Source organism: Stutzerimonas sp. R40042 (genome assembly GCF_026642215.1).
GTDB lineage: Bacteria > Pseudomonadota > Gammaproteobacteria > Pseudomonadales > Pseudomonadaceae > Stutzerimonas > Stutzerimonas frequens.
Genome location: NZ_CP113258.1, coordinates 111,252 through 132,829, shown reverse-complemented (window position 1 = coordinate 132,829; position 21,578 = coordinate 111,252). Strand labels below are relative to the sequence as shown.

Below are 21,578 nucleotides of genomic sequence, written 5' to 3'. Positions count from 1 at the left end.
CATATTGTTCAGGCATGGACGGCCCCCTGTGCATCGGCCTGCTGTTCCTGAGTTTTGGCCGCGATCTCAGAATCGTCTGAGTATGCTTCTCGCATCATCATCTTGTAGTGAGCCAAATGCCCGGATTTGACGAAGATCGCCTTGAAGATATTCAGGTAGCTTTCCACCATTGCATCGTCGACAGCGACATACAGGTCATCGTGTGCGAAGTGGGAACCATCGTTGACCCATGAAAAAAGCGATCGGCATATGACCTTCTCACGCCCCTCGAACAGGTTGCAGATGTCGTCGGTATCGGTTCCACCGAGGATCTTGAAGTAGTTTTCAAGAATGCGTCTGAGGGTGTTCTGGATTGAAAGGTTGGATCGGTCGGCCCGTCGTACCTCCGCCCACAGCATTTCGTATGAGGTGACTATCGGGTTGCTTGTGTGGGCCTCTACTCTTGAAGAGTGGTGGGATTTTCGGACGACCCAGAAGGTTTCCTCGCTGCGCATCGCGTTTCTATCAGTGCGCCGGGCGTTGAAGCTCACTTCCTTGTGGAAGTAGACGTTATGGGTCAGTACGAAAACCTGTTTGATGTGACCGGTTCCTTGGCGCACCTCATCGAACAGCGCCTTGATCAGGCTGCTAACGATGAAGAGGATGTCGCTATCCAGACTCGACACAGGATCGTCGAAGACCACTATACGGTCAGTCGTCACGCCGCTTTCCGAATCGCTGCCTTTGAGCAGATGGTAAAAATAGAGGAAGGTGACGAAGGTACGTTCGCCTTCGCTCAAGGTTTCCTTCGCATCCATACCATCCGGTCGCCGCAGCACATAGGCGGTACCGCTATCTGCCTTGGCTAGGGAGAAACCATGAAAACCGAACGAGGCTAGCAAGGTATTTATTGCATCGATGGTCGGCTGGATGCTGGTGGTCGCACGCTCCAGCTCAGCTATTTCTTTCTCCACCTGACGCCGGTCTGCTTCCGCCGCTTCGATCTTTCCGTTCAAGGCAGTGATCGCGCCCACCAACCCTCGCTTCTTCGTCGAGTAATCCTGCAATGCGGGCGCCAGCTCGATGGCGACGATGTGTTTCCACACCTGGCTTGCCAATTGCTGCTTTTCTTTGCCCAGATTAGCTACCGTAGCGTTGTGTGACTCGATCTGCTCGTTGGCAAGCGCCAGTGCCTGGGAGATCGCGCCCAGAGCGTCAGCCAGAGGTTCCAGTGCAATGAGCTGGCTTGGCTCGCGTTGCTTATCGGCAAGATGCTGACGATTGAGGGCAATCCGAGAAGCCAGCAGCGCCACTTCTGTCTTCAGTGTTTCCGCATCGAGGAATCGGGAAGGCGCATTAAGGATCTCGGACAATTGCGCCAAAAGGTGATCGGCCGCCGCGGCATAGGTCTTAGCCAGTTCATCAATGGCACGACTGTCATCCAGAAACGTTTCGTCGAAATAGGCCTCCAGACTGGCCGCGAACGAGGCTTCTGTGGCTTGCTGGCAGAAAGGGCAGACTCCTGTCGCCTCATCGAAGTAAGCCCGGCCCTGCCGCACCCAATCGCTGTTGCCCAGCGCCTTGATCATTGCCGCGATATCGACATCTTCCCGGCCCAGAACGCGCTTGCTCAGGATCGGATTCGATTCGTGGGACAACAGCGCATCGAACGAAGGCAATACGACGCGGGGCTCCAACATAGGTGAGGGGCCAAAAATGGTCTTGGCTTTCTCCTGGAGATCGGCCAACGAAACCAATGCTGCAGAATTCCCAGCATGCTCCTGCAGCACACGGACCTTGAAGTTCTCGGCATTGTTGCGTACGCCCTGGAATGCCAAAGCGAATGCACTATCGTGCTTTTTTTTCTGGGCCCAGCATGTCTCCTGAAACCAAGCCTCGAGATCGGCGAGTTCTTTGCGTTTTCCTCCCAGACCATCCAGCCCTTCTAGAGTCTCCCTCAGACTGCTGATGCGTCCACTACAGCTACCGGACTCCTGTTTGAGTGCCGCGATCTTGGCAACGTTCTCGACGTTCTTTTCACCGAGGGTGAAGATGCCTTTGAGCTCTGCGGAAGGGCCGAAATTACGTGCAACGAAGTCGCGGTTGTAGACCATAGCCTGAAGGGGCACGCCGCTCTTCCAGCCAACATGGCAACTCGGATAACGAGTGGGGTTGTCGATCACCCTGGAAATTGTGGTTTTGCCACACCCATTGGCACCGTAGATAAAGTTGAACTTCGTCAGCCCATCAAGCGCTTGTACCTCTTGTCCATACGAAGCCACCCCCACTATCCGTATTGACTCAATCATTCGCCTCTCTCCCTAGGCAATCGGTGCCAATCTCTGGCCGGCTATTCGTTATATAGCTTGCAATGTCATTCGAATAGAGTGAGTGAAAGACTAGACCAGTCGAGGTCTAGTGATCTATTCCGGAGGCGCACGCTGGATATGGGCGATTTGGCGGAGAGTTCTGTCGTCACGAGGGTGTATTTGGCTAGTTCGGCGGAGGTGCCCCAGTGAGCGCTTGTGGCGGGTCAGTGGTTTTTGCAGGACTGCCACCGACATTTTGCGGTAGACGAGTGCAGCCACGGTGGCTACGGAGCGAAGTCTCGATGACCTATCAATGAACTGCCGGTGGATTAGCTGAATGCGGCATAGGGATATTAAATTCCCCCGGTGGTATTGCGGGATTTTCAGCTCAATAGGGGCGGTGTTAGCTAATAGGCCTGGGGCGAGTTCAATTGTCAGAAGCTGCGGCTAGAGATGAGTTGTAAATCAGGGGGACAGGTAGGGCCTTTTGTTCTGGCTGGTACACGTCCTGGTACTACGGCTACGTGAAGAGCTGTCACGCAATCTAAAGGCGTTCACCTGAAAGACACTGCTGGCTCAGCCAGCGCAAAGCGGCTCAGACCTTAACGAGGCGCGTATCCAGGCCGAAGCGTTCTTGGCTGATCATTCGATACCTGCCCTCGGCCAGCTCGCGACTGACAAGCAAGTTCCAAGAGTGGCGAGTGACGGCGGATGGGATCAGTACGAACGGATGCTCGGCCAGCAGGGCGTCTGCAAATTTCTGCTGGTTAGGTGAAGCGGATGCACTCGTCAGCCAGATAGGATTGGGAACATCTTCAGGCTGTACGACCTTGATAAGGCTTTGATCGAGCACCTCGAAGCATGTGAGCACATGCGCAACCGTATCCAACGCATCGAAGCCGACATGCGCCGCCACCTCCAAGATGGCGGTTGAGGGATCTGCCGATGCGTATACAACGTTTCGCCCCGGAACGTTCCAGCGGCCACCCAGCTTGTGGGCACCAATGCCACTGTCCCAGGTGTCCTTGTAGAGCTCACGGTCGAGGCGCCATGCGTACCATGAGCCAGACCAGGGTAATGGGTTCACTGATAGACCCCGTACTCAATGCGCTCTAGATAGTCCTCGACTGCCTGAAACCCCACTGGGTTGTCGATAACGTCCAGCGGCACGTCACCGTCCAGATACTTGCAAGGGCGCCCTAGCCATTCTTCGGCCAGCTTTTGGGTGCCGAATACATTGATCGCGTGCTCCAGCACCTTCGCGTACTGGAAGGCCACGGCGCTCTGTTGGGAGTTGAGGTGTGCTGGTTGCTTGCTGCCCTGGCGCTGAATCGTCCTGATGGACTTGCCCACAATGCGACTCATGATCTTCTTCGTCGAATACAGATCAGAAATCGCAAGCATGTCTTGCACGTCTTTCAGGTTGAAGCCTTTGACCGTGAGCCTGTAGACCATGACCGGACTGAGCTGGTCAGAGTCACTTTGGAAAAGGTATTCCGTTGGCCTACGGGCGGCGGGTGCTGCCTTGCGGGTGCGAGTGTCGGCGGAAACCATAACGTATTCCTCCAGATGCGACATATGGCATTATTGTAGCGTCATTTGGCGCGTCATGCGGCAGGTAAGTGCCTCTGGTATCGCTCTGTTCGTGGTCTGAATCGATTGTGCGCATTCCTGACGCCCCATTCCGGGTGCTCGTTCCCGACTTGCGCAGTTGAGCTGCTCGGGTGAGTTTTCGTCCACCGACAGCAATGGCTGGGATAGACGCGTTCGTTACCTTTCTCGAGCCTGCTCGCTCTTTGCTATGCTGCCGGTCTACGCCGCGGGATTTAGTTGGCAGCAGCCTGCCGCCTCCCCTTGCGGACACCTCATCCAACCGTCTTTTGGAGTCGCGATGAAACATCATGTAGTGATCGAAGACTGGGAAGGCGATGGTGCCATTCGCCTGCCCCACGACGTTCTGCAGGAAATGGGAGTCGATGTTGGAAGCACGCTCTACCTGCTCGAGGAGTATGTAGGCACCACCCGTTGCCTGGTACTCAGTAAGACTCCACGCATTCCTGATCGCGTTGATGAGCTGGTTGGCCACTGGGAGTCCTTCGGCAAGATCGCAAGCGACTTGGGCTCCAAGGATGGATGAGCTGCTTCCAGCTCCCGAGGATTACTCCGCCGCATGGCGGCTGACCTCAACAAGTTCCAGCGGCAGGACGAAGCCCGGCGAGCTAGTGGTCAAAAACCGAGAATCCAGATTTCGTGTTTTGTGCCTTAGGTAACCGCCCTTAGGTAGCGTCAAGAGCCATAAACTGTAGACAACGACACAGGGCAAAGCCTCGATTTCACGGCACTTAGAGACGTTCAAGAGCATTACTAGTCAACCAAGATTCCTGTACCGTATTGGCCTCCGAAGGGGGGTCGTGGGTTCGAATCCCGCCGGATGCGCCATACAGATGGTCGTTTCGAGTCCCACTCGAAGCACTCCGAAAAAGCCCGCTCGCTGCGGGCTTTTGCGTTTCTGCAGGTCCGTCAGCGATCAGCAGATCGCCTGCCAGCATTGCCGGACCGATGCAAGCCAAACCCGCCGCGCGGCGACGCCGAACCGCCCCAATCTGACCTCACGCTCGTTTTAGACGCATCCGCCGGGCTTTCTGTGAACCGGTTCACCGAGCCTGCGGGACAACTGAACTTCAATGCCCCGCTCAGGTCGCGCCATGCGCACCTTGCCCCCACACACGACTTCAAGGAGGAAATCGCGTGCCCGTGCGCTATTACGCCCTCGTTTCGCTCATCGCCGCCGCGCTGCTCGCTGGTTGCACCGGCAACTACAAATTCGACGATGACCACTATCGCCCGCTGGGTGATCCGCAAGCCTTGAATCGCGGCCAGTAACCGCAAGGAGCGACACGACCATGGAACTGGTCTTCGATATGGTGGGCGCCCAGCAATTCGTGCCCGGGCTGCTGACCACCAAAACCTTCAAGCAGGCCGGCGGTGTGATCGGCCGCGCAGAGGGCTGCGATTGGGTGATCCCCGACCGCAAGCGCGTCCTCTCCGGACGTCACGCAGTGATCAGCTACCGCGACGGCGCCTTCTTTCTCACCGATACCAGCAGCAACGGCATCCAGCTCAAGGACAGCGGCGCCAGCCTGGTCAAGGGCCAGCCGCAGCGCATCGAGCATGGCAGCGTCTACTGCCTGGGCGATTTCGAGATCCGCGCCCGGCTGATCCAGGACCCGGCGCTGTTCGAAGGTGACATCGGTCGTCCGCAGCCGGCCGGCAGCATCATCCCCGACGATGCCTTCCTCGACCTCGATCCGCTGGTCGCAATGGAACAGCAAGAGCGCGTCTATGCCGAGGTCGACGACCTCGACCTCGCTCTGGTAGCGCCACAGCGCCAGGCGCAGCAGCAGCGCGACTATGCGCGCATCGACATGGAAAGCCTGCCGTTGCCGGAGCTGGTCATGCCGCAGGCAGCACCGCAAGCCAAGCGCGAAGCCGAGCCCGAACGACTGCCACAGGGATTCTGGGCGCGTTTCGGCGAGGCGCTGGGCATCGATCTCGACGATCTCGACGAGGACCAGCGCCAGGCCTTGGCGCTGAATGCCGCCCGTCTGCTCAAGCAGAGCGTCGGCGGCCTGCAGCAGAGCCTGCGCACCCGCAGCGAGCTGAAGAACGAGCTGCGCCTGGCGCTGACCACCGTGCAGAGCGCCGGCAACAACCCGCTCAAGCATAGCGCTGATACGGGTGAGGCCCTGAGCGCCCTGCTGCTCGGTGGCAAGCCAGGCCAACTCTCGGCCGAACAGGCCATCGGTCGCGCCTTCCGCGACCTGCAGGCGCATCAGGTGGCACTGCTGGCGGCCAGTCGCGCGGCGGTGCAGGCGATGTTCGAGCAGCTGGCACCAGAGCAGCTGGCGCTGCGTTTCGAACGCGAAGGCCGCAAACCGCTGATCGCTACTGCTGGCAGTCGCTGGCGCGCCTATCGGCGGCTGCATCACAGCCTCGGCCAGGATGCCGACTGGAGCGAGCGACTGTTCGCCCGCGACTTCGCCAAGACCTATGAGGAGCAGGTGCGCCTGATCGCCACGCTCGATTCAACCCATCAAGGATGATCCCATGCCTCGTCGCATCACCCTGGCCATGCTGGCCTCGCTGCTCGTGCTGGGCGGCTGCTCAGCGCTGTCGCCGTACTCCAAGCTGACCAAACTCGACCTCGAACTGCACGGCAGCGACCGCCTCAACCCCGATCTCAACGGCCGGCCGTCGCCGATCGTGCTGCGCCTGCTGGAGCTCAAGCATCCGGTGGCGTTCGAGAATGGCGACTTCTTCGCCCTCTACCAGCGGCCCAAGGAAGCCCTGGCGCCAGACCTGGTGACCTCCGAGGAACTGGAACTGCGTCCCGGCGAAAGCCGTGAGCTGAAGCTCTCGGTGCAGGACGGCAGCCGCTACGTCGGCGTGCTGGCCGCCTACCGCGACCTGCCGGAAGCCAGCTGGCGCTACGTCATCGCGCTGCCGCCGCAAGAGCGCACCCGCATCGCCCTGAGCCTGGACGAGCGCGGCATCGCGCTGTTCGACCCGCTCGCCGAAGAAGGACAGTAAGCATGAGCCTGCATAAGGTTGTCTGGCAGGAAGGCATGCTGCTGCGTCCGCAGCACTTCCAGCAGAGCGATCGCTATTACGATCACCAACTCAAGGCGCGCACCCAGAAGCTGAGCAGCTATGCCTGGGGATTCTTCAATTTGGAGATCGACCGCCAGTTTCTCAACATGGGCAAGCTGGTGCTCAGCCAGGCCAGCGGCATCCTACCCGACGGCACGCTGTTCGAGCTGGGCAGCGAGCGCGAGCCACTGGCGCTGGACATTCCGCCGAACACCGGCAGTACACCGGTATACCTTGCGCTGCCGCTGGTCACCGGCAACCACATCGAAACCCGCCGGCCCGAGCAGAAGGACGTGCTGGCGCGCTATACCGCCCACGAACTTGACGTCGCCGACTCCAATGCCGGCGACAGCAGCACCAGCCAGGTCAGCACCGGCCTGCCGGATTTCCGCCTGCTACTGGGCGAGCAGCAGAGCGATCAGGCCTACGTGAAGCTGCAGCTGTGCGAGGTGCTGGACACCACGCCGGACGGGGTCATCAGCCTCGACGCGGAATTCATCCCCACCTACGTCAACTTCCAGGCTTCCGGCTATCTGCTGTCCTGCCTGAAGGAAGTGATCAGCATGCTCGCCCACCGCGGCGATACCCTCGCCGAGCGCATCAGCGCCACCGGCAAGGTCGGTGGCGCCGAGGTCGGCGACTTCATGATGCTGCAGCTGATCAACCGTCACGAGCCGGTGCTGCGCCACTACCTGGGCGTGGAGCAGGTGCACCCGGAGCAGATCTATCGCGACCTGCTCGGCCTGCTCGGTGAGCTGGCGACCTTCTCCAGCGAGAGCAAGCGCCCGCGCCTGGACGGTCGTTACCAGCACAGCGACCAGGGCGCGAGCTTCCGCAAGCTGATGGACGCGATCCGCCAGGTGCTGTCGATGGTGCTCGAGCAGCACGCCATCGAGCTGCTACTGCAGCAGCGTCAGTACGGCATCCAGGTATCGCCGCTGCATGACCACAAGCTGCTCGGCACGGCGTCCTTCGTGCTCGCCGCCAGCGCCCAGTGCGATTCGGAAACCCTGCGCACGCGGCTGCCGGCCCACCTGAAGATCGGCCCGGTGGAGCGCATCCGCCAGCTGGTCAACCTGCATCTGCCGGGCATCCGCCTCAAGCCGCTGCCGGTGGCGCCGCGGCAGATCCCCTTCCACGCCGGCAAGACCTATTTCGCCTTGGAGCTCAGCGCCGAGGACCAGGCGCAGCTGGAGCGTTCCGGCGGCTTTGCCTTCCATGTGTCCGGTGACTTCGCCGGGCTCGAACTGAAATTCTGGGCGGTCAGGGACTGAGCGACATGATCAAGGAAATGGATTACGGACAGGACGACCGCACGGTCATCGTCAATCGAGCGGGAGAGGCCCCGGCGCAGAGCCCGCTGACCGACTTCGACAGCCCGCCGCGCTTCGAGCAGCTGGAGGAGCGGATGATCTACGCCGCGCGCCTGCGCCCGGCGGAAACCTTCAACATCAGCCTCAATCCGCTGGTGGCCGCCGCCTCGCCGCTGCTGTCGGAAGTGGTGCGCTTCAAGCACAGCCTGGAAAGCGAAGACCTGCAGGCCCTGCACAGCCAGTTGAGCAGCGCGATCAAGCTGTTCGAGCATCGCGCGCTGCACGACGGCGCCGAAAGCAGCCAGGTGATGGCGGCGCGCTACGTGCTCTGCACCGTGCTCGACGAGGCCGTGGTGACCACGCCCTGGGGCAACGAGAGCGAATGGTCGCAGATGAGCCTGCTGTCCTCCTTCCACAACGAGACCTTCGGCGGAGAGAAATTCTTCCAGCTGCTCGAGCGGCTGACGCGCAACCCGGTCAAGCACCTGCCGATGCTTGAGCTGATGTACCTCTGCCTGTCCCTTGGCTTCGAGGGCAAGTACCGCGTGCTGCCGCGCGGCATGCTCGAGCTGGAAGCGGTACGCGACAGCCTCTACCGGCAGATCCGGCAGATGCGCGGGGACATCCCGCGCGAGCTGTCGCCGCATTGGGAGGGCCTCAAGGACACCCGCCGGCGCCTGGTGCGCATCGTGCCCTGGTGGATGGTGGCGCTGTTCACCCTGGTCTGCCTCGGGGTGATCTACGGCGGCTTCGCCTGGGTCCTCGGCGAACAGCGCGAGGCCGTGCTGCAACCCTATCGAGTGCTGGACATGGATGCCGGCGGTTCCACCTTTTCAGGGATGAAATGAGATGAAGACGTTCTTTGGCAAGCTCGGCGCCGTGCTGCGCCGGACCTGGGTCTGGAGCCTGCTGCTGGTCTTGCTGCTGGCGGTTGTGGTGTGGTTCGTCGGGCCGCTGCTGGCGGTCGACGACTACCGCTTCTGGGAATCCTCGACCGCCCGCCTGTTGAGCATCAGCGTGCTGTTTCTCGGCTGGGGCCTGGCCATGGTCTTCGCCAGCTGGCGCGCCAGCGCGCGCAAGAAGCGCGACGCCGAGGATCAGGACGTTCAGGAACAACTGCGCCGCGACGGCCTGATCGGCGAAGAGCAACAGGAGTTGCGCCATCGCTTCAAGCAGGCGCTGCGTACCCTGAAGACCTCCAGCCTCTATCGCGGGCGCAGCGAGAAATGGCGCAGCGAGCTGCCCTGGTACCTGCTGATCGGCCCACAGGGTAGCGGCAAGACCAGCCTGCTGGATTTCTCCGGGCTGGATTTCCCGCTCAACCGCAGCGAACAGCAGCGCCTGACCAAGGATGTCTCCGGCACCCGCTTTGCCGACTGGTACTTCGCCGATCATGCCGTGCTGATCGACACCGCCGGCCGCTATCTGACCCAGCCCGACGCTGCCGTCGACGGCAGCGCCTGGGACACCCTGCTCGGTCTGCTGCGCAGGCGTCGTGCCCGTCCGCTCAACGGCGTTCTGATCAACCTGCCCGTGGACCAGCTGCAGGGCGGCAGTGAACTGGAGCTGGAGAACCTTGCTCGCCAGACCCGTCAGCGCCTGCACGAGATCCATCAGCGTCTGAGCGTGGACGTGCCGGTCTACCTGGTGCTGAGCAAGGCCGATCGGATTCTCGGTTTCGACGAGTTCTTCGAGCAGCTGTCGCGGGAGGAAAGCGACCAGGTGCTCGGCGCGAGTTTCCGCAAGGAACAGAATGGCAGCGACGCGCAGGTTGTGCGCCAGGAGTTCGAGGAACTGCTGCGCCGGCTGAACAGCCAGGTGATCCTGCGCATGCATCAGGAGCGCGATACCCAGCGCCGTGGCCGCATCCTCGACTTCCCCCATCAGCTGGGGCAGATCGGCGAGCATCTGAGCCTGTTCATCGAACTGGCCTTCGCCGGCAACCGTTACCAGCGTGCCAGCCAGCTGCGCGGCTTCTACCTGACCAGCGCGCCGCAACTGCGCGAAGGTCTCGACCCGCTCACCACCGGCATCGGTCGTCAGCTCGGCCTGGCCAGCAGTGCACTGCCAACCTTCCGCAGCGGTCGTGCACGCTTCATCAATCAGCTGCTCAGCCGGGTGATCTTTCCGGAAGCCGAACTGGCGGGCCTCGACCAACGCGAGGTGCGCCGCATCGACTGGGGCCAGCGTGCCCTCTATGCTGGCGCCTTCGGCTGCCTGCTGCTGATCGGCGGCGCCTGGGCGCTGAACTTCTCGGGCAACCATGAGCGCCTGGAACAACTGCGCGGCATCGCCCAGCAACTCGGCAGCGAGCGCAAGTCCATCGAGGCGGGAGACGAGGCGCTACGTACGCTCAAGGCTCTGGACGCGAGCTATGCGGCGACCGAGGTGTTTCCGCCGAAAGACGAGGTGTCCTGGCTGCGCCGAGGCGGCCTGTATCAGGGCGAGGCGGTCGACCCGACGCTGCACGAGGCCTATCGCCGCGATCTGGAGAAACTGCTGCTGCCACGTGTCGGCCGGCAGCTGGAAGCGCAGATTCGCGCCAACCTGAACGACCGCGAGCAACTGCTCGGCAGCCTGCGCGCCTATCTCATGCTGAACCTGGCCGAACGCCGTGATGCGGCGTTTCTCAAGGACTGGCTGGCGGCCGACTGGTCGCTGCGCCATCCGGGCAATGCCGTGGCGCAGCAGGGGCTCAACACGCACTTTGCGCGCCTGCTGGAGGAATCCTTCGCGCCGTATCAGCTGAACGAAAAACTGGTGGCCAAGGCCCGCGCCCAGTTGCGCAGCGAATCGCTGGCGGCAGTGGTGTACCGCATGCTGCGCGATCAGGCGCGCAACTTTCCCGACTATCGTCTGAACACGCAGCTCGGTCCGCAGGCGTCGCTGTTCGTCGGCGGCGACTATGCGATTCCCGGCTTCTACACCCAGCGCGGCTATCACAAGCTGTTCGTCGCTCAGGGCGCCGATCTGGTCAGTGAGATCCTGCGCGACAACTGGGTGCTGGGCGAAGGCGACAGCCTCAGCGCCAAGGATCTCGGCCGCCTGCTGACGGAAATGGAGCAGCTGTATTTCCGCGACTACGCCGTGCACTGGAGCGAAGCGATCGCCCAGCTGAACATCCTGCCGGCCGCCAGTGCGGCGCAGGGTGCCGCACAGCTCGCCGGGCTCACCGCCGCCAACTCGCCGCTGCTGCAACTGCTGCTGGAAATACGCGAGAACACCCGCTTCGCCCGTGTGACCGAAGCGACCGCCGAGGCCGGCGAGCTGGCCGAAGCGGCGCAAGGCGCCGGTGGCAAGCTCGGCAAGGCGGCCAAACTGGCCACTGCCGCGGCGGAGCAGGCCCAGGCTGCGCTCCTGAAGAACATACCCGACACTGCACGCAAGACCCTGGAGCGCCGCTTCGCGCCGTTGCACCAGCTGCTGGACGAAAACGGCGCAGCCGGCCCCGAGTTGAGCGCCAGTCTGCAGGCCCTCGACGCCCTGCAATCGCAGCTGGCCTCGCTGGCCCATGCCAGCGCACCGGAACAGGCCGCCTTCGAGATGGCCAAGGCACGCATGGGCGGTCAGCGCGACGCCATCAACCAGCTGCGCAACAGCGCTGCACGGCTGCCGCAGCCGCTGGGCAAATGGCTGGGTCTGCTGGCCGAGGACAGCTGGTCGCTGGTACTCAGCGATGCCTACCACTACCTCAACCAGCGCTATCGCAACGAGCTCTATGCCAGCTATCGCGGTGCCCTGCGCGAGCGCTATCCGTTCAGCGCCCATAGCGCCAGCGACGTCGCCCTCGCCGATTTCCGCGAGTTCTTCAAGGCCCAGGGCCTGGCGGACAGCTTCTTCGAGCGCTACCTCAGGCCTTTCGTCAGCGGCAGCGCCGGCCAGTACCAGCTGCGCCGAGTCGATGGCCGCGGCCTGCCGCTGTCCGAGCAGTTCCTTGCACAGATGAGCCGGGCGCAGACCATTCGCCGCAGCTTCTTCGCCGAGAACCCCAACGAGCCGCTGATCCTGTTCAAGCTCGAACCGTACTCGCTGGATTCGAGCCTCGGCCGGGCCGACTTCCGCTTCGGCAATCAGCAGATGGAATATCGCCACGGGCCCATCGTGCAGACCGCGTTCCGCTGGCCGGCTGAAGCCGACGACGGACGCACCAGCCTGGTGGTGGAGGAACTCGGCGGCCGTCGCGTGGGTATCGAGAAGAACACCGGGCCCTGGTCGCTGTTCCGCCTGATCGACCTGATGCAGGTGGATTACCACAGCGGGCGCGACGTGCTTATGCTCAAGGCCGATCTCGGCGGTCTGCGCGCCAACTATCTGCTGCATGCGCAGCGCTCGCCGAATCCGTTCGACCTCGCGCTGTTGCGCGGCTTCAAGCTGCCGGCGACGCTGTGATGAGCGCAACCGCGTGCAGCTGGCGCAGCGCCGCGCGCACCGACACCGGCAAGGTGCGGGCGCGCAACGAGGACGCCTTTCTCGACCTGCCACAGGCCGGGCTGTGGGCCGTGGCCGACGGCATGGGCGGGCACCAGAACGGCGCCCTGGCCAGCCGCCTGATCATCGAGCAGCTGGCCGAGCTTTCCGGCGGCGGCGATCTGCCGGAGCGGCTGCGGGCGTTGCGGCGCTGTCTGCATGAGCTGAATCGCCGCCTCAGCCAGGAACTGACGGTCACCGCCGAGCGCCCCGATCCGGTGATCGGCAGTACCGTGGTCGCCCTGCTCATGGAAGGTGACCGCGCCGCCTGCATATGGGCCGGCGATAGCCGCTGCTACTTGTGGCGCGGCGGCCGGCTGTATCAGCTGTCCCGCGACCACTCGCTGTTGCAGCAACTGATCGACGAGCAGCAGCTCAGCCCCGAGCTCGCCGCCAAACACCCGGCCGCTAATGCGCTGACCCGCGCCATCGGCGCCAGCGAAAAGCTGGAACTGGATATCCTCGAATTCGCCGTATTCCCGGGCGACACCCTGCTGCTGTGCAGCGATGGGCTTTACCAGAGCATGTCCGCCGACGCGCTTGGTGCAGCCCTCAGCCTGCCGTCCACGCAGTTGGCGTTAGAGCGGCTGTTTCGCCAGGCGCTCAAGGGCCCGGCGCGGGACAACCTCAGCGCCGTGGTGATCCGCCGATGAACGTACCGCAACTGCAGGCCAGCGACCTCACCTACTTTGCCTTGGCACCCACCGCGGGCACGCCAATGCCGGTGGAACCGAGGCCGCCTGCCGGGGAGCTGCCGGATGTGCTCGGCGGCCGCTACCGGATCGAGCGCCTGCTCGGCGTCGGCGGCATGGGTGCGGTCTATCGCGCGCGTGACCTGCTGCGCGAACAGTTCGGCGATCCGGACCCTTACGTGGCGCTGAAGACCCTCAGTGAAGACTTCGCCGAATACCCCGACGCCAGCGCGCTGCTCTACAGCGAATACGCATTGACCACGCGCCTCAGCCACCGCCATGTGGTGCGCCTGTACAACTTCGATATCGACCCGGCGAGCCAGCGCGCCTTCATCACCCTGGAGCTGCTGAAGGGACCGACCCTCGACCAGCTGCTGTGCGAGCGCCCGCAGGGCATGCCCTGGAGCGAACTGCAGGGCATCGCGTTGCCGCTGCTGGAAGCGCTGAGCTACTCCCACAGCCTGGGCGTGCTGCATGGCGATCTGAAACCAAGCAACGTGATGCTCGCCGATGACGGCCTGCGCCTGTTCGACTATGGCCTCGGCCAGCCGCTGGAAGGCCTGCTACCCGGTCTGCCGCGCCTGTGCCGCACGCGCTTCGCCGCCTGGACGCCGCGCTATGCGGCACTCGAGCTGCTCGACGGGGGCGAGCTGACCGCCAGCGCCGACATCTATGCGCTGGCCTGCGTGCTCTACGAACTGGCCAGCGGCAGCCATCCGTTTCGCCGGCTCAGCGCTCGCCAGGCGAAGGCGATGGAACTGGACCGTACCCTGCAATGCCCGCCGCAACTGCCCGCGCACTGCTGGCCGGCACTGCGTCTGGCACTGGCATTCGACGAAGCACAGCGCAGCATCGATGCAGCGGGCCTGTTGCGCGCCTTCAGTCGCCCCGTACCGAGCCGCTGGCAGCGCTGGTTCGGCCACTCCCATGGATGACATCAGGACAAGGAAAGCCCAATGTTCAACGCGGCCAACGAAACCCACTTCAGCCTGACCCTGGAAGACGTCGAACACGACTTCAAGCTGCTCGAGTTCCGGGGCCGCGAGGCCATCAGCCAGCCCTATCGCTTCGACCTGGAGCTGGTCAGCGAGCGCCCCGATCTGGATTTGCAGGCACTGTTGCATAAACCCGCCTTTCTCGCCTTCGACCCGGCTGGCAAAGGTATTCATGGCCTGGTCCACCGCATCGCCCAGGGCGAATCCGGCCAACGCCTGACTCGCTACCGCCTCACGCTCGTGCCGCAGCTGGCCTATCTTGCGCACAGGACCAACCAGCGCATCTTCCAGCACTTGAGCGTGCCGCAGATCGTCGCTCAGGTACTCGAGGAACACGGCATTCAGGCCGATGCCTACCGCTTCCAGCTCGGCCCGGTGGTCTACCCGCCGCGCGAGTATTGCGTGCAGTACGACGAGACCGACCTGCACTTCGTCCAGCGCCTGTGCGAGGAAGAGGGCATTCATTACCACTTCGAGCACAGCACGGCCGGCCATGTGCTGGTCTTCGGCGACGACCAGACCAGCTTCGCCAGGCTCGGCCAGCCGACCGCCTATCTGCAGGACAATGGCATGACCGCCGACGAGCCAGTGATCAAGCGCTTCGCCGTGCGCATCGCGACCCGCACCAGTCGCGTCAGTCGCCGTGATTACGACTTCGAACAACCCAGGCTGCGGATGGAAGCGGCCTACCGCGGCGAGCCGGCGGCGAACGCCATGCCGCAGCCCGACCTGGAAGACTACGACTACCCCGGCCGCTTCACCGAGCGCGCCCGCGGCAAGCACCTGTCGCAACGCGCACTGGAACGGCATCGCCACGACTATCGCCTGGCCGAAGGTGATAGCGATCAAACAGGACTGGTCAGCGGCCATCTGCTGGAGATCTCCGACCACCCGCGCCGGGAATGGAACAACCTCTGGTTGCTCACCGAGGTGCTGCACGAAGGCAAGCAGCCGCAGGTGTTGGAAGAGTCGATCACCAGTCATGTCGATAACGGTGACGGTTTCGTCCAAGGCTACCGTAACCGCTTCAGCGCCACGCCCTGGGATATCCCTTTCCGTCCGGCCCTTCGCCATCCGAAGCCCAAGGTGCTCGGCAGCCAGACCGCCGTGGTCACCGGCCCCGCCGGCGAAGAAATCCACTGCGACGAGTACGGCCGCGTAAAAGTCCAGTTCCACTGGGATCGCGAAGGCCTGGCCGACGACAAGACCAGCTGCTGGCTGCGCGTCTCCTCCAGCTGGGCTGGCGACCGCTACGGCGGCATCGCGATTCCGCGGGTCGGCATGGAAGTGCTGGTGACCTTCCTCGAAGGCGATCCCGACCAACCGCTGGTGACCGGCTGCCTGTACCACAAGGAGCATCAGGTCCCCTACGACCTGCCGGCCAACAAGACCCGCACGGTGTTCAAGACCCTGAGCAGTCCGGGCGGTGGCGGCTACAACGAACTACGCATCGAAGACCGCAAGGGTGCCGAACAGATCTACATCCACGCCCAGCGCGACTGGGACGAGAACATCGAGCACGACCAGAAGATCCGCGTCGGCCACGAGCGCCACGACACGGTGGAAGCCAACAGCTACAGCGAATTCCGCGCCGAGGAACACCTGACCGTTGCCGGCGACCGCAAGGTGGAAGTCAAACCCGACGACCATCTCACCGTCGGCCAGACCCAGCACATCAAGCTCGGCACCGCTCAGCTGACCAAGGCCGGCCGCGAGATCCACCTCAAGGCCGGGCAGAAGATGGTCATCGAAGCCGGCGTCGAACTGACCCTCAAGGCCGGCGGCAGCTTCATCAAGCTCGACCCGGGTGGCATCACCGTCTCCGGCCCGCTGGCGCGAATCAACGCCGGCGGCGCGCCGGGCAAGGGCTCGGGGGTCAAGATCAAGCCACCGGTACTGCCAGGGGTCGCGGATAGCGACAAGGCCGGGAGCTTGTTGGAGCAGGCACTGCCGAGCGAGGCGGACAGCCTGCTCCGCAAACGCAAGCGCTCGCTCAATTTCTCGGGCTAAGAACAGTGCCGGCTGCGCAGCCGGATCGAACGCAAGGAAGCATCGAACATGGCCGAACACAAGCCGATCAATTGGGCTTACCCGTTTCCCAGCAAGGACACCAGCCACAACCCGCTGCAACTGCTTACACATATGGCCCAGGCCAAAGGCGGGTTCTACCCCACCGGCGAAAACGGCTTATGGCATGGCGGCGTGCACTTCGACGAAGGCACGGCCGCTGCATTCGACCAGTCGAGCGTGCGCTGTATCGCCGACGGAGAGGTGATCGCCTACCGTATCGATGAACGCTACCCGGTCAGCGAATTCACCGACCACATTCCCATGGTCAAACGAGCACCCTTTTCCACGGGGTTCGTTCTGGTCAGACACAGCCTGCAGCCGCCGCCTCTGAAGAACGCTGACGGCAGCATCGTCGAAGCGCAAACCCCTCCAAGCCTCACTCTCTACAGCCTGTACATGCACCTGCTGGATTGGGCGGGCTACCAGGCACGAGCGGACCTTCCGCGCCCCGCCTTCTGGGAAACCAAACGCTATACCGTGAATACGCAGCACGATGGCCTGAGCGTTCGCGCAGGCCCGAGCAAGCACACCACCAAGCTGTCGGAGCTATCCAAGGGTGCCGAGATCACCATCGGCGAGACGGAAGGCGAGTTCAGCAAGCTGGTCAGCCTGATCAGCGGGACGGCACAACCCGCCCTATCAGCCGACGACGAGGGGCAACTGCCCGGCTATGTATCCACCAGCTTGCTCAAACCGCACAGCGAGCCAGCGGAATACGGCAAGGTCATCGTTCTCGACAGCGGGTTGCCGATCAAGGCAGGTGACCTTATTGGCCATCCCGGCCTGTACCAGAACCACGACAGCGCCGCTCAGCACATGGTCCATGTCGAACTGTTCAGCTGCGACGATGTGCCCGCATTCATCGCCCGGAGCTGCGCCTGGGCCAGCCGCTTGCCGGACGACCAGAAAACCCTGCTCAAGGTCTACAAAGGTGCGAGCAAACTGATCACCCATCGGGACGATATCAATGCCGAGAACCCGCCCAAGTTGGACGACGATGGCACGCAGATCGGCGTCGACCTGATCATTCCGCAGTCCTTGCTGGATGGGCTCCCCACTTCGAGAAAAATCCAGACCAAGGATGGCGCGGACAACACCATGTACTGGTGGCGGCTGGACGGCCTGTTCGCCGACGTTGACGGCAACCCCATCGACGGCTGGCTCGCCGAGCAGGAGCTGATCACTACTCGTCATAGCCCGTGGGAGTGGGAAGGCTTCCAGTGCATCGAGGAAACCGGAACGCCCGTCGAAAAGCTCGCCTACGCCTTCAATGCCAGAGGCCTGCTGAGCTCGGACGAACAGCACAACTATCGGGCGCAGATCAGCAAGGCAGATGGCGGTCCCATCTTGGCGCTGGCCCGACTGCATGACATCGTCGACACCGATAAGGACGGTGTGCTGACCAGCAAGGAAATCCGTACCGCGCTAGCCAAGCCATGGCAGGCGCAGGCCCTCGGTCAGTTGATCATCCGCTATGAAAGCGAGTGGCACTGGAACAAGAGTAAGTGGGATGAGCTTGATCCGTTGCTAGAGGAAGATGCTGGAAAGCCGAATCTAATTTGGCAGACTGAAAAGCAGCGGATCAAGACGCTGAGCTGGTGGGCTGTTGTTGCGGAAGCGTTAGATTTTAGCCCGACCGGGAATGTTTGGCATATTCAGCCTTACTCGCTGCCGCTTATCTTCAACGGCAAGCCCAAAGATCTGATTACTTTAGAAATGCTAAAAACAGCAAATTCTCAAATCAGCGATGAATATGCCAAAGCCATACTTCCCAACCTCAACAAATACGCATTGCTATACAACATAAACACGCCACTGCTTATTGCGCATTTCCTAAGCCAAGTAGGCCATGAAAGCGGCTTCAAAGTGAGATCCGAGAACCTAAGTTACTCTGCCAAGCGCATGCGAGAAGTATTTGGCTGCCGGAACAATATACGCGGTTACGATACGAGCACGGACGACTGCAAGATATTTCCTAGGCTTAGGCCAAAGCTATGGACCGAGCCCGCCAAATATGAAAGAAACCCAGAAAACCTAGGCAGCTATGTTTATTCTGGCCGAAACGGAAACGGTGATGAAGAAAGCCGTGATGGATATAAATATCGTGGCCGTGGGATAATTCAGCTTACCGGCAAAAACAATTACATCGCCTACACTCGCATACATAATGAAAAAAATGAGCAAGACCACCAAGACTTTGTAAAAAATCCAGATCTGGTTACCAGCAATCTTCAATATGGTATTGAATCCGCCTTCGTCTGGTGGGAAATCAATAATTTGAACAGAAGAATTCTTAACTCTTATAATGCAAGAACCGAGAGAAATATTACCGATCACGTCGCGGACGTTTCTGCAATCGTTAACGGCGGAACAATCGGACTACCCGAACGCGTCCGACTCTTCAAGTCGCTCCGTGGACTTCTGAACAATGAACCTACTTAAATCATTACTTATTTCGATCCTCCTAGTTAATATTTCTGTTGCCGAAGACCTGACCCAGCACCTATCTCTCAGATTTTTTGGAAGCAATGAAATACAGTTTTCTTATAGCGTCACCGACGGAGATGAAAAGGCCCTAACGGCAGCGTTAATCCTAGAGGGAGAGCACCGGGTATTTCTTCCTGCGCAATGTGACCCGGAGGGCGGACAACCTTCGCTTAGTAGCGCCTATTCTCTCGCGCTACCCGACGGGACTGCTGCATTAGTTATTACCTGCTCTTATGATCTAAACCACAGCGGTTTAGGAATCAAAGGAACGCAATATGTCAGTTACGTATTTAAAGAGCTTGCTGGCTCAATCGTAAGGGCGGAGGCTCTTGAACGGCTTATCTCTGGTTACGAGGGGACCGCAGAGCAGGAAGAAAAACAATATTTTTTTTATAGGAAAAGCGAACTGTCCAAGCGTAAATTGAAAGATGGAAAAATTGATTCTGTAGAACTTATCCATAAGGTAGTTCTCGACAGACTGGAAGATCACGACTATGGAGCAATCAGAGCTTATGCTTCCGATAAAAACATCGAAATAACAGTCAGTAAGCCACCGGTTAACAAATCCGAAATCCCGATCTATAACGATATCGGTTACGCGCTAGCTGAAGCGCGTGATTTCGACTTAGCGCTTGAAGTGCTTCTAAACGTTGAACACATTGCACCTGAACGCACCGTCCTTATGCTGAACATTGCTGATAGCTTTTGGGGAAAAGGGCTCCAAGAAAAGGCGAAACATTACTACGCGAAGTATGCTTCAAAAATGAAAAAATCCGGAAGGGATAAACTAATACCCTCCAGAGTAACCGCACGATTGTCGACCGCAGCACAGTGATACAGAGATGTCTATGTGACTGCCATAGCTTTCGAACAAAGCGATCTACGGTTAGCTAGTTTTTGGCCATCAAAACCGAGCAACCGGCACATTGCTATCACCCATCAAACCTGCCATAAACGCACTTTCGCCATGACGCTACAAGGAAGTACCGATGCGATTGCTGCGACGCACCCTGCTTGGGCTGGTGTTGCTGGCCCTGCTTGCGGCCGGGGTTGGTTTGTATTTCGTGGCCTATCCGAACCTGCCGGACTATCAGCCTCCGGCTCGACTTAACTACCTCGATCAATGGAGCGAGGCGGACCGGCAGACCTATTACTACACGCCGCAAGGCACCCAGGTTAAGGGGCTGGAGTACGACTGGTTCCGTGCGCTGGAACTGCCCTTCAGCCGGGAAAAGTTCGCCACGCCCGACTACCTCGCCCGCTTCGGCTTTCTGGTCGATCCCGCGCAACAAGCCACCGCGCTGAACCCCGGCAACCTGCCGGTCGGCTTTGCCCGCCACGAGGATGATGAGACCGGTCGCGCCTATCTGGATGTGACCTGCGCGGCCTGCCACACCGGCGAGTTGCGCTACGGGGGTCAGGCCATTCGTATCGACGGTGGCGCCGCGATGCATTCGCTGGCCTCCACCGTACCGGCCCTGCGCGGTGGCGCCTTTGGCCAGGCGCTCGGCATGAGCCTGGCCTTCACTTATTACAACCCGCTCAAGTTCCGTCGCTTCGCCGAGCAGGTGCTGGGCGAGCGTTACGAGCAGGACCGCGCCCAGCTGCGCCACGACTTCAAGCAGGTGCATGTATGTCATGCTGAAAGTGCATCTATAACAGAGATAATAGCCTATGAAGGCACGGTCGCTGGAAGCGGAATTTTTATGACGCTATCGGAAACTGACGGCGATATCGTAGGAGATTACCATTATAAAAAATATGGCACAGCCATACCGCTGCGAGGCTCAATTGAAAACAGCCACATAACATTGATAGAGGAGTCCACCTTAGGCGAGGCAAAGATAAATGCCGAGCTTGACAATCAATTAATGATAGGCACTTGGAAAGGTAACGGGATTAGCCACAGTATTCATGCCAGCGCCCTCAGCAAAAGCTACACAAATTTAATTAACGGAATAGACATTTCCAAAAATCACCAAAACACTAATATAACAATTAGATTTATAGACGGCAGAACCCAAAATCTTGAAGTAGAGACCCTAACGGATACCACATCGATCGTTTTCGAGGACTACAATTTCGACGGCTTCCCTGATTTGAGAGTACTCGAGAGCAGCACTGGTTCCAATACAACTTACATTGCATGGACTTACGAGCCAAGTAAAAAAGTATTTGAATACTCTGAGGAAATGTCAATGCTGTCGAGCCCTAAGGTCCTGCATAGCGAAAGGGCGATACTATCCTTATCTCGAGATGGCTGTTGTCGTTACATCGCCTCAAAATCAGTGGACCACGAAAAGCACTCTGCCGAATTCGAGTATGAGAAGCTTACAGGGGTTGAACGCGTAACTGATTTAAAAACAAATACAACCACAACTAGATCAATAAGCCAGAAATACTTCGAACGAAAATATCTTAATCCCATTGGAGCTAACGGCTTATAGGCACTCCATCTTCAAAAAAAGCAGAACAAGGATTGGTGGACGGAGAACATAACGATCAAACCTCTAGCTCTTCAATTGATTGCGGGGACCACCTGTAGCCCGCTGTCGCTAAGCATGCACACGGCGCGCCAGGTAATGACTGAAGCTTCAAGACCAACCCGTCGGTGCT

Annotated in this window: 16 protein-coding genes and 1 pseudogene; 14 read left to right on the top strand and 3 right to left on the bottom strand. The window is 60.4% G+C overall.

Annotated features, from left to right (window positions below; translation table 11 throughout):
- Positions 1-8 precede the first annotated feature (8 nt).
- From OUY36_RS00560 to OUY36_RS00550, 3 genes are all read right to left on the bottom strand, one after another.
- Positions 9-2,288 carry an AAA family ATPase gene (locus OUY36_RS00560; protein WP_003288360.1) on the bottom strand — a complete coding sequence of 760 codons (2,280 nt, stop codon included), beginning with the start codon at positions 2,286-2,288 and terminating at the stop codon, positions 9-11.
- A gap of 595 nt (positions 2,289-2,883) precedes the next feature.
- Positions 2,884-3,375 (bottom strand): RES family NAD+ phosphorylase, encoded by a 492-nt coding sequence (locus OUY36_RS00555; RefSeq protein WP_017676524.1) that lies wholly within the window; start codon positions 3,373-3,375, stop codon positions 2,884-2,886.
- Positions 3,372-3,842 carry an antitoxin Xre/MbcA/ParS toxin-binding domain-containing protein gene (locus tag OUY36_RS00550; RefSeq protein WP_003288362.1) on the bottom strand — a complete coding sequence of 157 codons (471 nt, stop codon included), beginning with the start codon at positions 3,840-3,842 and terminating at the stop codon, positions 3,372-3,374. Before OUY36_RS00550 ends, OUY36_RS00555 begins: the two co-directional genes overlap by 4 nt.
- Before the next feature lie 337 nt (positions 3,843-4,179).
- On the opposite strand from OUY36_RS00550, the gene OUY36_RS00545 reads away from it, so the two are divergent.
- From OUY36_RS00545 to OUY36_RS22010, 14 genes and pseudogenes are all read left to right on the top strand, one after another.
- Positions 4,180-4,425 (top strand): hypothetical protein, encoded by a 246-nt coding sequence (locus OUY36_RS00545; RefSeq protein WP_017676523.1) that lies wholly within the window; start codon positions 4,180-4,182, stop codon positions 4,423-4,425.
- Between the two features lie 644 nt (positions 4,426-5,069).
- On the top strand, positions 5,070-5,171 hold the full coding sequence (locus tag OUY36_RS00540; RefSeq protein ID WP_369806274.1) for a type VI secretion protein: 102 nt from the start codon (positions 5,070-5,072) through the stop codon (positions 5,169-5,171).
- A gap of 20 nt (positions 5,172-5,191) precedes the next feature.
- Positions 5,192-6,391, top strand: coding sequence for a type VI secretion system-associated FHA domain protein TagH (tagH, locus tag OUY36_RS00535; RefSeq protein ID WP_208217169.1), 1,200 nt, complete (start codon positions 5,192-5,194; stop codon positions 6,389-6,391).
- Positions 6,392-6,395: 4 nt separating this feature from the next.
- A complete protein-coding gene (gene tssJ, locus OUY36_RS00530; RefSeq protein ID WP_267936212.1) occupies positions 6,396-6,878 on the top strand; it encodes a type VI secretion system lipoprotein TssJ in 483 nt (160 codons plus the stop codon).
- 2 nt (positions 6,879-6,880) lie between these two features.
- Complete coding sequence (tssK, locus tag OUY36_RS00525; RefSeq protein WP_053527762.1) at positions 6,881-8,212, top strand: type VI secretion system baseplate subunit TssK; 1,332 nt, start codon at positions 6,881-6,883, stop codon at positions 8,210-8,212.
- A gap of 5 nt (positions 8,213-8,217) precedes the next feature.
- Positions 8,218-9,099 carry a type IVB secretion system protein IcmH/DotU gene (gene icmH, locus OUY36_RS00520; RefSeq protein ID WP_267936210.1) on the top strand — a complete coding sequence of 294 codons (882 nt, stop codon included), beginning with the start codon at positions 8,218-8,220 and terminating at the stop codon, positions 9,097-9,099.
- Position 9,100: 1 nt separating this feature from the next.
- Complete coding sequence (gene tssM / locus OUY36_RS00515) at positions 9,101-12,640, top strand: type VI secretion system membrane subunit TssM (RefSeq protein WP_267936209.1); 3,540 nt, start codon at positions 9,101-9,103, stop codon at positions 12,638-12,640.
- The gene (locus tag OUY36_RS00510) at positions 12,640-13,371 is read left to right on the top strand and encodes a PP2C family protein-serine/threonine phosphatase (protein ID WP_267931685.1); all 732 of its coding nucleotides are present in this window, start codon (positions 12,640-12,642) and stop codon (positions 13,369-13,371) included. Before tssM ends, OUY36_RS00510 begins: the two co-directional genes overlap by 1 nt.
- Entirely contained in the window at positions 13,368-14,345 is a 978-nt protein-coding gene (locus OUY36_RS00505) for a serine/threonine-protein kinase (protein WP_156245624.1), read from the top strand. The genes OUY36_RS00510 and OUY36_RS00505 overlap by 4 nt, the downstream gene beginning before the upstream one ends.
- Before the next feature lie 21 nt (positions 14,346-14,366).
- Positions 14,367-16,415, top strand: a complete 2,049-nt coding sequence (gene tssI / locus OUY36_RS00500; RefSeq protein WP_267936207.1) for a type VI secretion system Vgr family protein — start codon at positions 14,367-14,369, stop codon at positions 16,413-16,415.
- 48 nt (positions 16,416-16,463) lie between these two features.
- The gene (locus OUY36_RS00495; RefSeq protein ID WP_267936206.1) at positions 16,464-18,917 is read left to right on the top strand and encodes a hypothetical protein; all 2,454 of its coding nucleotides are present in this window, start codon (positions 16,464-16,466) and stop codon (positions 18,915-18,917) included.
- Positions 18,904-19,797, top strand: coding sequence for a tetratricopeptide repeat protein (locus OUY36_RS00490; RefSeq protein WP_156245627.1), 894 nt, complete (start codon positions 18,904-18,906; stop codon positions 19,795-19,797). The genes OUY36_RS00495 and OUY36_RS00490 overlap by 14 nt, the downstream gene beginning before the upstream one ends.
- A 154-nt stretch (positions 19,798-19,951) precedes the next feature.
- Positions 19,952-20,590, top strand: a pseudogene (locus tag OUY36_RS00485) (di-heme-cytochrome C peroxidase); the annotation flags it as partial.
- 78 nt (positions 20,591-20,668) lie between these two features.
- Positions 20,669-21,409, top strand: a complete 741-nt coding sequence (locus tag OUY36_RS22010) for an XAC2610-related protein (protein ID WP_442807069.1) — start codon at positions 20,669-20,671, stop codon at positions 21,407-21,409.
- The last annotated feature ends 169 nt before the right edge of the window (positions 21,410-21,578 follow it).

What these genes read in the sequence shown, in the direction of transcription:
- OUY36_RS00505 (WP_156245624.1), top strand. Translation starts at nt 13,368, where the DNA reads ATGAACGTACCGCAACTGCAGGCCAGCGACCTCACCTACTTTGCCTTG.
- OUY36_RS00490 (WP_156245627.1), top strand. Translation starts at nt 18,904, where the DNA reads ATGAACCTACTTAAATCATTACTTATTTCGATCCTCCTAGTTAATATT.
- tssI (WP_267936207.1), top strand. Translation starts at nt 14,367, where the DNA reads ATGTTCAACGCGGCCAACGAAACCCACTTCAGCCTGACCCTGGAAGAC.
- OUY36_RS00550 (WP_003288362.1), bottom strand. Translation starts at nt 3,842, where the DNA reads ATGGTTTCCGCCGACACTCGCACCCGCAAGGCAGCACCCGCCGCCCGT.
- OUY36_RS00495 (WP_267936206.1), top strand. Translation starts at nt 16,464, where the DNA reads ATGGCCGAACACAAGCCGATCAATTGGGCTTACCCGTTTCCCAGCAAG.
- OUY36_RS00560 (WP_003288360.1), bottom strand. Translation starts at nt 2,288, where the DNA reads ATGATTGAGTCAATACGGATAGTGGGGGTGGCTTCGTATGGACAAGAG.
- tssK (WP_053527762.1), top strand. Translation starts at nt 6,881, where the DNA reads ATGAGCCTGCATAAGGTTGTCTGGCAGGAAGGCATGCTGCTGCGTCCG.
- OUY36_RS00545 (WP_017676523.1), top strand. Translation starts at nt 4,180, where the DNA reads ATGAAACATCATGTAGTGATCGAAGACTGGGAAGGCGATGGTGCCATT.
- OUY36_RS22010 (WP_442807069.1), top strand. Translation starts at nt 20,669, where the DNA reads ATGACGCTATCGGAAACTGACGGCGATATCGTAGGAGATTACCATTAT.
- tssM (WP_267936209.1), top strand. Translation starts at nt 9,101, where the DNA reads ATGAAGACGTTCTTTGGCAAGCTCGGCGCCGTGCTGCGCCGGACCTGG.
- tagH (WP_208217169.1), top strand. Translation starts at nt 5,192, where the DNA reads ATGGAACTGGTCTTCGATATGGTGGGCGCCCAGCAATTCGTGCCCGGG.
- OUY36_RS00510 (WP_267931685.1), top strand. Translation starts at nt 12,640, where the DNA reads ATGAGCGCAACCGCGTGCAGCTGGCGCAGCGCCGCGCGCACCGACACC.
- tssJ (WP_267936212.1), top strand. Translation starts at nt 6,396, where the DNA reads ATGCCTCGTCGCATCACCCTGGCCATGCTGGCCTCGCTGCTCGTGCTG.
- icmH (WP_267936210.1), top strand. Translation starts at nt 8,218, where the DNA reads ATGATCAAGGAAATGGATTACGGACAGGACGACCGCACGGTCATCGTC.